Annotated in this window: 12 protein-coding genes; 4 read left to right on the top strand and 8 right to left on the bottom strand. The window is 27.3% G+C overall.

Annotated elements, in window-relative coordinates; genetic code table 4:
- Positions 1-50: 50 nt before the first annotated feature.
- The 6 genes from lon to FRW55_RS00975 form a co-directional block, all read right to left on the bottom strand.
- Entirely contained in the window at positions 51-2,675 is a 2,625-nt protein-coding gene (lon, locus tag FRW55_RS01000) for an endopeptidase La (RefSeq protein ID WP_146368359.1), read from the bottom strand.
- Positions 2,676-2,695: 20 nt separating this feature from the next.
- The gene (locus tag FRW55_RS00995; RefSeq protein WP_146368358.1) at positions 2,696-5,041 is read right to left on the bottom strand and encodes a class I tRNA ligase family protein; all 2,346 of its coding nucleotides are present in this window, start codon (positions 5,039-5,041) and stop codon (positions 2,696-2,698) included.
- A 7-nt stretch (positions 5,042-5,048) separates the two neighbouring features.
- Positions 5,049-5,660, bottom strand: coding sequence for an MPN527 family putative ECF transporter permease subunit (locus tag FRW55_RS04235; RefSeq protein ID WP_419673240.1), 612 nt, complete (start codon positions 5,658-5,660; stop codon positions 5,049-5,051).
- Between the two features lie 200 nt (positions 5,661-5,860).
- A complete protein-coding gene (locus tag FRW55_RS00985) occupies positions 5,861-6,073 on the bottom strand; it encodes a hypothetical protein (protein ID WP_146308790.1) in 213 nt (70 codons plus the stop codon).
- Positions 6,074-6,181: 108 nt separating this feature from the next.
- Positions 6,182-8,788 carry a PTS sugar transporter subunit IIABC gene (locus FRW55_RS00980; protein ID WP_146368357.1) on the bottom strand — a complete coding sequence of 869 codons (2,607 nt, stop codon included), beginning with the start codon at positions 8,786-8,788 and terminating at the stop codon, positions 6,182-6,184.
- Positions 8,789-8,871: 83 nt separating this feature from the next.
- Positions 8,872-9,069 (bottom strand): hypothetical protein, encoded by a 198-nt coding sequence (locus FRW55_RS00975; protein WP_162848269.1) that lies wholly within the window; start codon positions 9,067-9,069, stop codon positions 8,872-8,874.
- A 205-nt stretch (positions 9,070-9,274) separates the two neighbouring features.
- Between FRW55_RS00975 and FRW55_RS00970 the strand changes: the two genes are divergently transcribed.
- Genes FRW55_RS00970 through FRW55_RS00955 form a run of 4 tightly spaced genes read left to right on the top strand, consistent with a single transcriptional unit; the run spans position 9,275 to position 14,776 of the window.
- The gene (locus FRW55_RS00970) at positions 9,275-10,294 is read left to right on the top strand and encodes a glycosyltransferase family A protein (protein WP_146368356.1); all 1,020 of its coding nucleotides are present in this window, start codon (positions 9,275-9,277) and stop codon (positions 10,292-10,294) included.
- Between the two features lies 1 nt (position 10,295).
- Entirely contained in the window at positions 10,296-10,952 is a 657-nt protein-coding gene (locus FRW55_RS00965; protein ID WP_146368355.1) for an RDD family protein, read from the top strand.
- Between the two features lie 12 nt (positions 10,953-10,964).
- Entirely contained in the window at positions 10,965-13,127 is a 2,163-nt protein-coding gene (locus FRW55_RS00960) for an ATP-dependent helicase (protein WP_146368354.1), read from the top strand.
- A 2-nt stretch (positions 13,128-13,129) separates the two neighbouring features.
- The gene (locus tag FRW55_RS00955; protein WP_146368353.1) at positions 13,130-14,776 is read left to right on the top strand and encodes an MHO_4530 family protein; all 1,647 of its coding nucleotides are present in this window, start codon (positions 13,130-13,132) and stop codon (positions 14,774-14,776) included.
- 39 nt (positions 14,777-14,815) lie between these two features.
- On the opposite strand, the gene FRW55_RS00950 is transcribed toward FRW55_RS00955, so the two are convergent.
- A complete protein-coding gene (locus tag FRW55_RS00950; RefSeq protein ID WP_146368352.1) occupies positions 14,816-16,054 on the bottom strand; it encodes a CNNM domain-containing protein in 1,239 nt (412 codons plus the stop codon).
- Between the two features lie 78 nt (positions 16,055-16,132).
- Positions 16,133-17,563 (bottom strand): replicative DNA helicase, encoded by a 1,431-nt coding sequence (gene dnaB, locus FRW55_RS00945; RefSeq protein ID WP_146367216.1) that lies wholly within the window; start codon positions 17,561-17,563, stop codon positions 16,133-16,135.

Below are 17,563 nucleotides of genomic sequence, written 5' to 3'. Positions count from 1 at the left end.
TAAAATTTAATCTAAATTGAACTATTTTATAAATTAAAAAACAAAAAATATTAATTTTTATTTTTTGAATTTTCTTTATGTATTTTTGGTTCTTTACCCATAAAAATTACTTCATAAATTTCTTCATAATTTTTAACAGGAATATAATTAATTTCTGACTTAATTTCATCAGGAATATCTTGAAGATTTTTTACATTAGCATCTGGTATAAATATGTTTTTGATTTTTCTTTGTGTAGCTGCAAATGATTTTTCTTTTAAACCACCAATTTCAAGAACTTTACCTCTTAAAGTGATTTCACCAGTCATTCCATAATCTGTAGGAACTGATCTCTTAGATAAAGCAGATATTATAGCAGTTGTAAATGTAACCCCTGCACTTGGTCCATCCTTAGGAACTGCACCTTCTGGAACATGTATGTGAATTGTGTTATTTTCAAAATCAAAATCATTAATATTAAATTTTTCAGCATTTGCTCTAACATATGTAAGAGCTATTTGTGCTGATTCTTGCATAACATCTTTAAGTTGACCAGTTAGTTTAATTTCACCTTTTCCTGGATAGGTAGTTACTTCTATTTGCAATGTTGAACCACCATATGAAGTATATGCTAAACCATTTACAATTCCAGCGACTTCATTTGTTTCAACTTCTTCATCTTTAAATTTAATAACACCTAACATTTCAGTAATTTCTTTAGTTGTGATGTTAAACTTAGTTAATTTAGGATTATCAAGGACTTTAACAACAATTTTACGAGCTAATTTGTCTAGAATTCTCTTAAGACCTCTTACTCCAGCTTCAATTGTATAATGTTTAATTATGTATCTTAATTCATCATCACTAATAATGAATTGTTCTCTAGTTAATGAAGCTTGTTCAATAACTTTAGGAATTAAATGATTTTTAGCGATTTGAATTTTTTCATTTATTGTATAAGGACTTAATTCGATTATTTCTACACGGTCTAAAAGTGGTGCAGGAATATCTTCATAATAATTTGCGGTTGCTATAAAAATAACTTTAGATAAGTCATATTCATGTTCTAAATAGTGATCTTGAAAGTTTGTGTTTTGTTCTGGATCAAGAACTTCAAGCATTGCACTTGCTGGATCACCTTTCATATCCGAAGCCATTTTATCAATTTCATCAAGTAAAACTAATGGATTAGAAACACCGGATTTTGAAATACCTTTAATGATCTTTCCGGGCATAGCTCCAACATATGTTCTTCTATGACCTCTAATTTCACTTTCATCATGAACACCACCAAGAGAAATTTTTACAAATTTCTTAACTAAAGCTTCACTAATTGCTTTTGCTAATGATGTTTTACCTGTACCTGGTGGACCAACTAAAGTAAGAATCGGAACATTATTAAATGTTTTGTTTTCGTCTTTTTTATTTGACTCATTTTTTTCTTTGAATAGATTTAAATCAATTTGTTGATTATCATCTAAATCAATCATTGTTCCTTTTTTAGCAGGATTATTATTTCTGTTGTTGATCATAACAGCAAGATATTCAACTATTCTTTCCTTAACTTCTTTGAGGCCATAGTGATATTTATCTAAAACTTTTCTTGCTCTATTAATGTCTAAAACATCTTTCTCAACTCTTCTTCAAGGTAATTGTTTAAGAGTTTCAATGTATGTTTTTGAAATGTTCGCATCTGGGCTTGCTGGCATCATTTGAGAATATCTATTTTCTTCGTATTTTATGATCTTAATAACAGATTCAGGATAAATTTTTCTTAATTTTTTATCTTCAAGATCTTTTGAAAATTTATCAAAGTTCTCAGTTCCGTCAATTTCATCAAGTGTACCTTTAATAATTTTCATTTTCTCTCTTAACATGTACTCTTTTTGGTGTTGACTAAGAGATAAATTAATTTTTTCATTAATTTCATTTTCTAATTCAAGGTTTTTTGCCATTGAAGTTAAAAAATTACCAATATTGTTTATTTTTGAAGAAACATCAAAAGACATGAAATAATCCATCTTTTTAAATGTTCCAAATTTCTCTTTTGTAAAACTAAAGATTAAAGAAATCATTCCTTTATTTTCTTTAATACTTTTTTCACTAAGCCCGTCTTCTGCTTGCAATTTAATGATTTCATCATAAGTAAAAGTTTTTTTAGTTAATGGATTCTTCATGAAAATTGATTCACCCATTTTTTCAAATGCTAATGTTCCACTTAAAATACTACTATTACTGTAGTCTAATTCAGAATAATTACTATTATTTAAGTTTTCATCTTCATCAGAAAACACAACCAAAAGATAATCTTCTCTTTCTGATGGTGCGGTGCTTTCAAGAAGTTCCTTTTTCATTTCTTCAGTATATGAACTAGATAAAAGTTCTAGTTGTTTTTCAAAACTTTTTTTATTGCTTGAGCAGAATGAGTGAGCTCTTGCTTTTCTTATACCTCTAAAAACTAAATAGTGCTTTCCATTTTGTTCAAAAGTTCTGATAAATTTAGCATATAAACAATAAGGAGCTATATTGTAATTTTTTTCTCCTTTATATCTATAAATTATTGCAATTCGATTATTTTTTTCAGCACTTAATGTTTTTAGTGCATCTAAATTATCTTCGTCAACTTCAATCATGCTTACTACACCAGGAAGTGTAACTTCATCTTCGAATGTGACAAAATATTTCAGTATATTCATATTAATTTACTCCATTCTATTTATTTGATTACAAAGTTAACTAATTTATTTGGTACAAAAATTTCTTTAACAACTTCTTTGTCTTCGAGTCATTTTGTAACTTCTAATTTAGCTAATTTAATAATTTCTTCTTTCGAAAGATTTTTATCTACTGTTATTTCAGCTCTTGCTTTACCGTTTATTGTAATTCCATAGCTTACTTCATCGGTTTCAAGCGCTTTTTTATCTATATTGAAATCATATAAATTTTTTAATTCAAAAAATTCATTTGAAAGTTCTCACGCTAAATGAGGGATAAAGGGTTCTAGAATATTTAATGTTACATAGAAATATTCTTTTATTAATAATGGATTTGAAACGCTAGAGTAAGAGTTAAATGTTTCCATCGTTCAAGAAATCAAAGTATTGAAAGCAAATTCATTTTTAGAATCTTCAAAAATTTCTTTAGTCTTCTTAAGACCCTCATAAAGTTTTCTTCTGGCTTCTTTTTCTTCTTTTGTAAGTTTGGTTATATCAATATCTTTAATATCATCATTTTTGTTTATTTCAAAACTTCTTTCATACAACTTACGAATAAATTTGAAGCATCCAACAATCCCGCTATCAAGTCATTCAAGTTCTTTTTGAGGTGGAGCTGCAAAAAGCATAAACAATCTAGTTGTATCAGCACCAAATTTTTGAATCATTTCATTTGGATCAACTGTATTACCTTTAGATTTGGACATTTTCGAACCATCTTTTAATACCATTCCTTGAGTGAGGAGATTGTCAAAAGGTTCTGTGAAATTAATTAAACCTAAATCTCTAAGTGCTTTAGTGAAGAATCTAGCATAAAGTAAATGTAAAATAGCGTGCTCAATTCCTCCGATGTATTGATCAACACTATTTCAATATTTAATTGATTGTTCATCAAACATCTTTTCATCTCTTAAGTGGGGAGGTGTAGTGTATCTTAAAAAATATCAACTTGATTCAAAGAAAGTGTCTAAAGTATCTGTTTCTCTAAGAGCTTTTTTACCACATTTAGGACATTTAGTTTCAATTCAACTTTCGTTAGTTTCGAGAGGATTACCATTACCTGTAAATTTAACATCATATGGAAGCGTTATTGGTAAATGTTCAACTTTTACAGGATTCACACCACAATCATTACATTTTACAAGAGGAATTGGTGTTCCTCAATATCTTTGTCTTGAAATTCCTCAATCTCTTAAATTATATTTTGTTGTTTTTGGGTAATTAATTTCTTTATAAGTAATTTCTTGTTCCAAATCAATTTTCAGATTGTTAAAAGCAATAAATTTTTGATCTCTTTCGACTGTAAATGAACTCAAAATAGCTTCTTCTTCAATATTAAAAGAAGCAAAATCTGTAATATAAATAGGTAAAACTGAACCGCTAATTGGATGTTTTGCAGAAAGTTTAGTATCGATCAAAATATTTTCACCAAATGTTTTGGTGTTAACATTTGAAACAATTTTGTCACATAATTTCTTTTCATTATCATTAAAATAATTTATTGACAATAATTTCTTTGCTAATGTTGAATTTACATTAAGAGAAATGAACGATGTGTTGTTAATGATTGATTCTTTTTCTTCAAAAAGCGTTAATTTATCAAATTCTAAATCTGTTAATTTTTTAGATTCTTCGGTGAATTCAAATTCTAATTCAAGTCCTATTTTCTTACCAATTCAATTTTTTTGCATTGCAATTACTTGTTTAGGTCATTTACCTTCTAACAAGTCAAGATCATTTAGAAGTTCTTCTGCATAATCAGTTATTTTTAAGTAATATTGTTCCATTTCTTTTTTACTTACAACTGAATCACAACGTCAACATTGGTTATTGATAACTTGTTCATTGGCTAGAACAGTATTATCTACTTCACAGTAATTTAAAAGTGTTTTCTTTTTATAAATTAATCCTTTTTCTCAAAGTTTTATAAAAATATTTTGTTCTCATTTAGTATAAATCTCATCAGCAGTTATACATTCATAGTCTCAAGCAAAGGACATTCCTAATTTTTTAATTTGATTATCCATTGATTCAATATTTTGATAGGTTCAATTTCTAGGATGAATTTGGTGTTTGATGGCTGCATTTTCTGCAGGTAAACCAAAAGCATCTCAACCAAATGGGTGGAGAACATTAAAACCTTTTCTTCTGTAATATCTTGCAATTACATCACCAAGGGAATAGTTTCTAACGTGTCCCATATGTAAATTGCCGCTAGGATAAGGAAACATACTTAAAATGTACTTTTTAGGTAATTTAAAGTCATTTTTAGGTTCAAAATTTTTGTTTTCTTCCCATTTATCTTGTCATTTTTTTTCAATTAATTCAAAGTTATATTCGTTTTGCATAATGCTCCTAATACTTTGTTTCTTTGTGTAATTTTATGAAATTCTTTATGAATCCAGTTTTATGTTCTCAAATTATTACTGGTAAAGAAATGATAAAAATTATAAAACCATTAAATAAGTTAAAACTTAAATATATAGCTAAAGATCCTAAGAAATAATTATTTATACCTAAGAAATACCCCTTAAATTTGCTTTGGTAGTTCTCAAGTAATAAACTTAAACTTGGTCTTTCTAATAACTTAAAACTATAAAAGTATAATGAATTAAAAATAAACGTATTCAGTAAACTCATAACTAATGAAGTAATAATTACTGAACAAACAAAACTAATAATTGTTTTAAGTAAAAAATTAGTATCCTTTTTTCTAAAGATTTTCATAAATAATAAATAAGTAAATATGAATGTTAAATTAGAAATCAATAGAATTACATTGCCAATTAGATTAGTGAGTAAATCTGTATCTCCAGTTACAAAAACCTTCAGCAAGAACCTTAAAAAAATTAATACAAACCCATCAACAATATTTATGTTAACAAAGAAAATAAATATAAAGATTGTAGTTAATTCAACTGTGAAAAAACTTATTTTTAGAAATTTTGATATAAAATCAAAAATCAAAACTAAAGCTAAGAATATGCTCAATATTGCAATTCTAAAAATTATGATTTTTTTCAATGTCCAACCCCTTATATTCTTATATTTTATAATTTATTTTAAATTTAAATAATATTTTTTAAAAAATTCATTTTTAATCTAAAAAACATAAAAAAATTTACTTTTTGTAAATCTATCGTTCACTAAAGTTTACTTATAATTCACTATTTTATCGCTATGAAAACCATAAAAATTATTAATATTATAAAAATAATTAAAACAAACATCAAAGCCAATCAACCAAAAATGTTTCTTTTCACATTAATTAAATATGATTTCTTTTCAATCCCTAGTTTAGTGATTATTTTTTGATTTTCTTCTCTCATTTGGTTGATTTTCTCAGTTGAAATTTCTTCTTTTTTACCTTCTTTTTTCATTTTAATACCTATGTTTATATATTTTACCATTTATTTAACTGTATTGAATATGTTTTGATACTTTGAAAATAATATAAAAATGCAAATGTTTAACATTTGCACCTTTAATTATTTTACAGTAGCAACTTTTGTGTTTGAAGTTGACACTTTAAGACCAAATTTAGTCTCAACATTTGTTTTGCTTGATTCAGGCAAAATAACCATTACTAAGTCACTTTTTAGATTTTTGCTTCTAATTAGATTTAGGTTTACTTTAGCCAATCTATCACCAGCTTTAACTTTATCACCAACTTGAACAAAACTTTCAAAACCTTCACCATTAAGTTTAACAGTATCAATTCCAATGTGTAATAAGGCACAAACATTATCGTCACTTTTGACTACATAAGCATGTTTTGTACCAAACATCATTGCAACCTCACCATCAAATGGAGCAAATATAGTTGCATTTTCTTTAGCGTTGAATTCTACAACAAAACCATCTCCACTTAATTTTTCACTAAAGACACCATCATTTAAAGTAGATAATTCTTTAATTTCTCCAATAGCTGGGGCGAACACTTCAGTAATTTCTGTTTCTGATGATGTTGCAGGTTTTTCTTCTACAACATTAATCGGTTGAACGTCATTATTTTTTTCTAAGTAATCTTTAATTTTTTCTCTTTGAGATTTAATTAAAGCATTCAACTGTTCTGCTTTAGGTCCGAAAATTGCTTGCACGTGGTTGTTTCCTTCCACTTTTACTCCAGCAGCACCAGCAGCTTTAAGTGCTTCTTGATTAACTTTTGAAGCATCAACAACATCATAACGTAAACGAGAAGCACAGTTATTAAATGCTGTAATATTATCGATTCCACCATAAGCAGATACAACAGCTAAAGCAACTGGATCAATATTTTTAGCATCTTTTTTGTTTATAAAATCAGCTTTTGTAAATAACTTTGTATTTGAACCTCTACCAGGAGTTTCTATATTAAATTTCTTAATAAAGAATAAGAAACCAAAGAAGTAAATTGGAACGTAGAATAATCCAACTACTAAAGTTCATCAGAAATGAGTTCCTTTAGCAACAGGGATAATTCCATAAATTAATAAGTCTAATAATCCACCAGAGAATGCCATTCCAACATGAACTCCTAAAAGATTTGCAATCATGAACGATAGAGCACAGAAGAATGCATGGAATCCTCAGAATAAATATGGAGCTAAAAATAAGAAAGTAAATTCAATAGGTTCAGTAACCCCAGTAACTAAAGCTGTAACTCCCGCAGGGATGACTGTACCAAGAGTAACTTTTCTGTTTTCTTTTGGAGCAGCCATTACCATAGCAAATGCTGCGGCTGGGAGTCCAAAGATCATAAATGAGAATTTTCCATCAAGAAAACGACCTATTTTCATTCCTAATTCATTACTTATAAAGTCATAAAGCGGAATAGAAAATGCTTTACCATTTAATACATAATCAATTGTGTTGTATTTAAAACCAACTAGCGAAAGAGCAGCAGTTGAATCACCAACATATTTATTTGGTTCATTTTGTACAACTTTAATTAGTTCACGTAAGCTTTCTCCCGCCACTAATCCTTCTTGACTTACAAAAACTTGTAATGGTCCGTTTATTTCACCACCAGCATTAGTGTATCATAATGGAGCATAGAAAGCGTGGTGGAGACCAAATGGCACAAGTGCTCTCTCTAAGTATCCGAAGATAAATGATTCAAATCCATATGGTACTTTACCTAAAAAGTTCCCAAATCAGTTTAGTGCTACTCCTATTCATGGCCAAATAAATAAGAATAATAAAGCTAATAAGGCACTAGCAGGTATTGTGATAATCGAAACAAATCTTTTACCACCAAAGAATGATAAAACAGATGGAAGTTGAATAGTATAGAATCTGTTGTATAGATATTGAACAAGAAGACCAACAGCAATACCACCAAAAGCTGAAGTTTGTAATGATTTTGTACCAATAGTGGTTCCAACTACATTAGCTAAAGCTTCAGGATTTCTTCCGAGCCCTTCAAATAAAATTTTATATCCAACGAATTGTTTTTGAATTAGAATAATTTCATTTGAAACACTTGAAGAAATTGTAATTTTATCTCCATCAAGTAAAATACTTAAACCTTCAACAGTAACTTTGTTATTGTTAGCATCAAAAACTAATCCACCGTTAGTTATCACAGTAGTACCATCAATAGTAAGCACACCACTGTTATATAAGATTTCTTTTCCATTAATTAGTAAGTTACTTTCCGGTGAAAATGAAACTCATTTGTTAGCAAGTTCACTTCCATTACCTTTTATAACCATATATTGGTCAATATTAGTTTCTCAAATAAATACTGATTGAACAGCATTGAAAACTAAATAACCTATAACAGCAGCAAAAACTCCTACTCCAGCTTCATCTGTAAAGGAGATAACAAACGCTGCAGCAAATAATAATGGCAAAGCACTAAAAACTGGATCACCAAATTGTTTGATTAGGTCAACAATGGCTTGAAGTGCAAAAATATTTGCATCAGAACCGATTGTCCCAATTGTTGAACCAACACCAAGAAACAATCCAGCAATAGCCATAACTGAAATAGGTAGCATAAATGCACCAGAAACTTTAGACAAAATTTTTCTAGCTTTTCCGCTACCACTATTGTCAAGAGATTTTTTAGGCTTTTCTTTTTTACCTTTTAAAACTTTTGTTAATTGCATAATTCCTTTCATATTGTCGCTACAAATGTAACAGTAATATTTTAAAGGATAAATACTGTTTTAACTGCTTTTTACAATGAAAATTATGAAATTAATTTAAATAAAAAACCAAATGCAATTATGAAAAAAACTATAGAAAGAATTAATGGTGCATTATAGAGTGCTCTAAGACTTGAAGGAACGTACATTCCTGTTGATTTATAATCAGTAATATTACTCTTTGGGTGATTTTTTTTGTACTCTTTCATTTGAGCTTGTTTATAATTTCTCATTTTTTTCATACAAATTGGGTAAATTAACAAACAAATAATACCTAAAATAACGCAAATCACTAGGCTAAAAAGATAAATTCAATGATTCATAGTTTTCCTTTTATATTGCAATTTTACATTGATTTTTTTAAAAATTTTTTAAATTACACATTTTATCTAAAATATCATAACTTATAAATGTGGTAAAATTATAAATATAAAATTAAGGAGCAAAATGAAACTAACAATCATATCGTCAATTACTGAAAATGAACGTGATACAAATAGTTTTTTGAAGGACTTAACCGAACAAGATACCCAAGATTTTGAAGTTATTTTGTGCTTAAATAAATCAAGTAGTTCGAAAAAAATTTTCTCATTAATTTCTGAATATGGAAAATTTTTTGGATCACGTCTTAAAGTAGTGTGAAATTATAAAAATCAATCAGTTAATTACAATATTGCCAGCGCTTTTAGAATTGCTAAAGGAAATTATGTAACAATCATTAATAGTGACACTTCATTAAGAAAATACTATTTACTTAAAATGATTGAACAGGCAACTAAATACGATGTAGATGTGCTTGAATTTAAACCTAGATTAATAGGTTCAACTCGTTGAAAACCTAAGGCTAGAATTATTACTCAAGAACCGGTTAAAATTGCTAACAGACCTGATGTTTTTGCATACACATTTCCATTCATTTTGAACAAAATCTTCAAGAAAACTGTTGTTCAAAAATATGAAAAAAATTGACCTAAACAAAGTGCTGACGATAAACTGGCAGTTAGCTTAAATTATCAATTGATGCTCCTTTCCAAAACATATATGTATGTTGACTCAAGAATTAAGAGAGATTACTTTGACCTTGAAACATGAATAAATCCTAAAACTTATATAAACAATTTCAAAGATATTGAAAAAATGTTTATGAACTATGAAAGCAAAATAATGCATGAATATGAATATGCAAAAAATTATTTCTTTAAAGTTTTTTTACCAGGTTTAATAACTGATGTTTCATTTATTAGCGTACGAAACTTAATTCACTATAAAGAATTAAATGAGAAAAGAAGTAAAAAATTTGTTGATGAATTAAAAGTTTACATCGATAAATTACAAAAATCACCAGAATTTAAAATGTTTATGGATACTAACAATTATATGTTGTTAAAAAACACTGAAACAGATCTTATCAAAAATAATATTCCAATTTCGAAATGACGTACTATTCTCAATGAATTAGAAGAGTAAAATGTATTTATATCAAAACTCAAGTTTTTTTAAGAGATTTTTTAGTTCAATCTTAGATGCTGTAATTTCTGTAATTGTTTGTGTTTTTTTATTTTTTTTAATTGCTAATTTTAGTGATTTGAGAAATGTTGAATTTAATAAATTACAATATTATTTAACCTTTATTTTAGTAATTTCTTTCTTGGTTTTTTATTACATTTTTATCCCTTATTTTTGAAAAGGTTCAACATTAATGATGCATATTTTCAAAATGAAAATAATAAACGAAGATAAGAATAAAAAGATTAACCTATTAGACCTAATAAAACGAAATTTTTTATTGTACATTATACTTTTAAATTTAATTTATATTATGACTTTTTTTGATAATGAAAGTATTAGAGATTTTAAGTTGAGTGATGAACAGATTAAAAATCTTCCATTTTGAAATAAAGCAAAGATTAATTTCACCTATGCTTTCACAACCGTTTTTATCTTCACATCATTCCTAAATTATGTTGTTTTACTTTTGAACAAGAAAAAACTTTCAGCTATTGAATATGTAAGTAACACAAGAGTTGTAAACAAAAAAATAATTTATGTTGAAAAAAATCAAAACATTAAATTAATGCCTGTACAAATTGAAGAAAGAGAAATAATTATTATTACCAATGATTAAGGGGGTATTATTATGAAAATAAATAATATATCATTGTTAGATGACTTGAATGAACAACAAAAAGAAGCTGTTCAATATTTTAATAGTTCACTAAGAATAATCGCTGGACCTGGAAGTGGTAAAACCAAAGTTCTAACAAGAAAAGTTGCTTACTTAATTAATGATTTAGGGATTACTCCTAATAAAATATTAGCTGTTACATTTACAAATAAGGCCGCAAATGAAATGTCTGAAAGAATCAGACAATACTGCGATGCAGACACAGATAAATTAAATATCAGCACTTTTCACGCTTTATGTGCAAAAATTCTTAGAATCGAATATTTAAGTGCTGAATTAAAAAGTGATTTCTTAATCATTGATGAAATTGATAAAAAGGATATTCTTTCAAATATATACAAAGAATTAAATATTAGTAAAAGTCAAATAACTTTTTCAAATATGATACAAAAGATATCATGATACAAAAACACCAAAATCTCATTAGACGAATTAGCTAAGGAGATGGAAATTTCTATTGATGATCCAATCATTTTAGCCATTAAAAGCTATGAACATGAATTAGCGGCAAAAAGAATGGTTGATTTTGATGATTTGATTATTCGTGTAGAAGCTTTATTCGACAAGCATCCTGAAATTGCTAAAAAATGATCAGAAAAATTCTCATTTATTTTAGTTGACGAATTTCAAGATACCTCTGTTTCACAATATAATATTGTTAAAAAATTAATAAACAAGGATACACACATTACAATTGTTGGTGATCCAGATCAAACAATTTATAATTGACGTGGAGCTGATGTTAGTTTAATTTTAGACTTTCACAAAGATTTTAGTGATACCAAAACCATTGTTCTTCAAACCAACTATCGTTCAACAAAGAAAATTGTTAATGCAGCCAATCAATTAATTGTTCATAATAAAAAAAGATATGTAAAAGATTTAATAACTGATAATGAGGTCGGTGTTGATATCGAATTCTTTCATGCATTTAACATGGAAGCGGAAGCTAGATGAGTTGTTCAAAAAATAAATGAACTAAAGAAAAACAAAATTCAGCTTAAAAATATCGCTATTCTTTATCGCTCAAATTTTTATTCAAGACCTTTTGAAGAAGCACTAATAAAAGAAAATATTAATCACAAAATATTTAACGGAGTTAAATTCTTCCAAAGAGAAGAGATCAAAAACTCAATAGCATTTTTAAGAATTCTTTATGATGGTTCAGATTTAGCTTTCGAAAGAGTTGTAAACATACCAACAAGAGGAATTGGCGAAACCACTCTAGAAAAATGTGTTGAAATTGCTAAAAATAATAAAAAAACATTATTTAACACATTCATGCAAGATTTCAAGACTTTACCAATTAGAGCAAATATCATAAGAGAAAAACTTTATCCATTCCTTTATAGCATTAAAAAACATAGTGCATTATTAAAATCTGAAAAACATAAAATGAAAATTTCAGAAGTATTAAGATTGTTTCTTGAAGACATCGGATATCTTAAATCAATCGAAAATATTTCAAACTTGAGAGGTTCTGCTGTAGATAATGTTAATGAATTAATTGAATCAATCAAGAATTGAGAGGAACAAAATCCTGATAAAGGTGTTAAGGAATATCTTGAGATGGTTTCACTTCTTAGCTCATCTGATGAATTTGATACCGGAACTAATTATGTTTCGCTAATGACTATCCACTCAGCCAAGGGTCTTGAGTTTGATAATGTATTTATAGTCGGAATGAGTGAAAATATCTTCCCATCAGTCAGATCAATTAATGATTCAAACCCTGAATTAGTTGAAGAAGAAAGAAGACTAGCTTATGTTGCTGTAACTAGAGCTAGAAAAAGATTATTTATTTCAGATTCTCGTGGTATAGTTCTTGGTACGAGAATTGATAAATCTCCTTCTAGATTTATTAAAGAAATGGGTATTGATATCGAAAAATTCATTTTAGTTCAAGATGACCACTTAAGTTTTGATACTGATTTAGTTGATGATGAACACCAAAACGACAAGATAATTGTAGGTGATTTTATTTCACATAATATTTTTGGTGAAGGTGAAGTTTTAGAAGTTAATAATTCAGATATTATAGTTTCATTCGTAGTAGATAATAAGACTAGAACACTAAGAAAAAATCACCCTGCTATTAAATTAATTAGAAAATAATTATGTACATTTGAATTTTTGTTTTAATAATTTTAATTTTATTTATATTACTCGTTATTAGCGGGATAGTTTCAATACTAATATTCCATTATGTCAACGGACGTTCAAATAGTGGGCTGATATTATTTAAAATTGACTCAATTAACAAGCGTGTTCTAAGATTTAGCGAAACCGAAAAACTATTACCTACTCCATTAGACTATAAAAAAGGTAAATTTGAAATATACAACTACCTTCCATTAAATGATTTTTTAGAGTTTTTTGACTCACAAACTGTTTCATTAATTAAGGATGTTTTAGATAATAATCTTCAAAGAAGAGTTTTCATAACTGCTCAGTTAAATAACAATATGAAAATTAAAAAAACATTTTTAGAATCATTTATTACTAAGATTGATAAGAAAACAAAAAGAAATGAAAATATTCTTTATAACCTAAATATCGTTCCTCTAGATGACGGAAGTTATTATTGTAGTATAAATTGATTTTTAAATGAAATTTCTAAATCAAAAACTCTATATAAAAACGAAAAGAATGAATTTGTAAAATATGTTAAAGGTCCTTTTTTATGTATTTCAATACTGAAAAAACCTTATTATTTCATTAACAAAGTTACAAAAAATGAAAAAATAAAAATTATTAAAAAATTAAAGCTTCAAGTACATCACGTATCAGTACATGAGAGTGAAGAATTGTTGATGTTTATCATTAAAATGCCAAAAAAACAAAAATATGATGCTTTAATTAAATCGATTAAAAGTTTAAATCAGTCAACACTATTCAAAAAAATAATTGACGTTATATCAATTCAAGAATTCAAAAAGATTATTGATAATTATGAATTCGAAGTTTTATTAAATAAATCTAGATACTGCTTATATAATCTTAAAAATCAAAACGACTCTGAGCAATTCTCAGTTTATCAAATTTTAAGTGACTATAAGGAAGGTTTTGATAAATTCAGCAATGAATATAACAGTTTATTAGAATTAAATAAAAATCTAAGATACAAAATTAAAAAATTGCCTATATTAAACTATAAGAGTTTACAAAAAACCAAGTATGAAGTAATAAATTTTGAGTATCCTGGAGTTGATAAAAATACAATTCAGTTTTTCAACAAGATTCCTTATATTAGATATAAATTTGAAGATTGACAAATTGAAAATTACTTTAAAAATAATGAATTTAATGAATATAACCAAAGTAAACAAAACAAAAAAATAATCATCCCAATCTCTGAACAAAATTTCCTTAATATTTCTGCTGAAATAGTTCCAAAAAATGTTATTTTAATGATTTATTCATTTGATAATAGTTTTGATTACACAAAATTATTATTTAAGTTCGATGAATTTAGAAACAGAGAAATGGAGTGTGCTATTTATATCAATAAAATAACAGGTCAATTAATGAATTTAATGAATAATAAATTCGTAAACCCTATAATTATTGGCAAAAATATAACAACTAAGATAAATCAGCAAAAAGTATTTTTTGACTGTATGAACATATATGAGGTTTCTAAATCAATTGATGCTAAATTAATTTATGAAATTGAAACGTTAAATTTCGATAATTATCATATCGAAAAACTTGGTATTGACTCCATTTATTCTGAAAATGAATTAAGTTATGATAAAAAATAAAAGCCAAAGAAATAAATAAACTTTGACTTTTTATTTTATCTATAAACGGTTAACTTCAATAACTGCGTATTTATTATTTTTATTTTTTGTTTCAATAACTTTAAATGTAGCTACATCTTCAAAGGTATATTTTAAATTTTTAATCAATCTAACTCTTTTGGAACGATTTAACATTCACTCAGATAGGGTTAAATTTAACTCATCTTCATCAAGTTTATCGATATTTAACTCAAGTTGTTTGAAAATATCTTTCATTAAAGCGTTTGATTTAACTCTTGATTTCTCTAAACTTATTTCATAAATATCTTCAACTTCGTCGGTTTCATCATAAATTTCCCCAACTAATTCTTCAATAATATCTTCAATAGTAATAATTCCAATAACATCTGTCGAACTGTTGTTTTCGACAACAAATGCCATTTGTGCTTTTGCATATCTCATTTTTTCTAATGCACTCGAAAGAATGGAATTAGCGGAAATATATGGTACCGATTTAATGAAATCTATAACTTTTCCTCTTTTAAGATGGTAAATATCCTTTAAGATTACAATACCAATAAGTTTCCCATCTTTGCTCTCAACGGGCAATCTAGAATAATTTGAGTCCTTGAATACTTCAAGAGCTTCTTCAATGGAACTATTATATTTTATTGTTACAACTTCTTTTAGTTTTACATAGTGTTGAGTAACTTTCATTGAATCTAGATCTAATGCATTCTGAGCCAATAGACTTTCACCTTTTTGAAGAACCCCTTCTTCTTTAGCTATATCTATCATCGTTTTAAGTTCATCCTCAGAGTTGGTAATATAAACTTTTTTACCTAATTTACTGATAGGATATGCAATTATAAAAAAGACTCAATTAAAAAATTCAATTAGTCATGAAAAGTTTTTTAAATAGAAAAATGGATTTGCTTTAGCTATCATTTTTGGCATAATTTCACCAATTAAAACAATAATTGGAGTAACTACCAAAGTTGCAACAATAGCTACAAGTCCTTGATCATTTAAAATGATTTGGCTAAGTAACAAGGAAGTTAAAGTAGATGAGCTGATATTAACAATATTATTACCAATCAATACTGTACTTAAAACTTGGTTGTATTTTTTTAGATGTCTTTGAACTAATTTAGCTCCACGTTCTTTACTCTCAACCTTTTGCATAACTTTGGCAGCTGAAATTGATGTATATGCAGTTTCTGCTCCACTAAAAATACTACTTAGAAGAAATAGTAAGATCAAAACTACCAATAAAATTATTTTGATATAGTTAGGCATTACTTACCTCCATATCAAAAATATTTGATGTAATTTTATTTATTAAAAAACTATGATAACAGGGGGATTCACCCATGATTACTCCTTATTATTTTCTTTTTTTATCATATCGCTGAAACGACTGATATTCATTTGAAATCTTAATTTTTTTGTGTCTGTAGCACCAGAACGATATTTTGCGATAATAATTTCCACTTCTGAACCAGCAGCTTGTTCTTGTTCTTTAGTTAAAAAGTAATTACTTTTCTTGTTCCTGTTGTAATAATCATCTCTATACAAGAAGAAAATCATATCAGCATCTTGTTCAATAGCACCACTCTCACGTAAATCACTTAGTAATGGACGCTTGTCTTCTCTATTTTCTACTGAACGAGAAAGTTGCGAAAGAGCTATAACTGGAACATTCAATTCACGAGATAATTGTTTGAGTGATCTTGAAATTTTCGAAACTTCATTTTGTCTATTATCTCTATTATTACCTTCAATAGATAAAAGTTGAAGGTAGTCGATAACAATTAAATCTAATCCGATAGTTCTTTTTAATTTTCGAGTTTTCCACATTATTTCGCCTAATGCAGATGTAGTTGACTCATCTATATAAAGCGGAAGTGGATCAATAGTGCTATATTTGGCAGTAGAAATTATATTTCATTCTTCAGGTGTGATAAATTGAGGTTTTTTTAATTTATTTCCATCAATTTCAGCTAAAGATGCATAAATTCTAGACATAAGCTGCAAATCAGACATCTCTAGACTAAAAAAGGCGACTTTCTTTCCAACTCTTGCTGCGTTGGTTGCGATATTCAAAGCAAATGCAGTTTTACCCATAGCAGGACGAGCTGCTATTATAATTAACTCACCACCCTTAAAGCCTTGAACCGCCTTATCTAGATCAGTAAAACCTGTTGGAACGCCAAAAAGTTCATCTACATTTGCGGTTCTTCTTTTATTAAGATCCATAAAATATTCATCAGAAATTTCTCTAGCAGACTTAAAATCATTAATTCTTGCTACTTCTGATGCTTCGGAAATTTTCATTTCAAGTGAAGGAACGAAAGTTTCTAAATTTGTGTCTGGATCGGTTTTAACTTTATATAACATCGATTCTAATGTGTTTTCTACATCTCTGAGCGCGCTTAAACGATTGAGTTGTTGAAAATATTGAACCCTGTTTGCCACTAATGATGCATTTATAACTAAATCGTGGATGTAATCCATGTTTATTTCACTATTAGGACTTACAGATGAGAGAATATAATTAACTAATTCTTGATATTCTAAAATACCTAGGTCCTGATTAGCTTCATAATAACTCATCAAAGCATTATAAACAGTTTTGTTTGTATATTTATAAAAGCATTTTTCACTAAGAAAGTTTTTAGCCTCTTCAAAATATTTTTTTTCTTTTGAGACTAAAAGCATTCCTAAAACTTTTTTTTCACCAAATTCATCGAAGTGAATTGTTGAATTATTATTTTCGATTTGATTATTTTTAATGCCTATATGCAT

Origin of the sequence: Mycoplasma anserisalpingitidis, assembly GCF_007859615.1 — a bacterium.
GTDB classification, from domain to species: Bacteria; Bacillota_I; Bacilli_A; order Mycoplasmatales; family Metamycoplasmataceae; genus Mycoplasmopsis; species Mycoplasmopsis anserisalpingitidis.
This window is presented reverse-complemented; position numbering and strand designations above follow the sequence as displayed.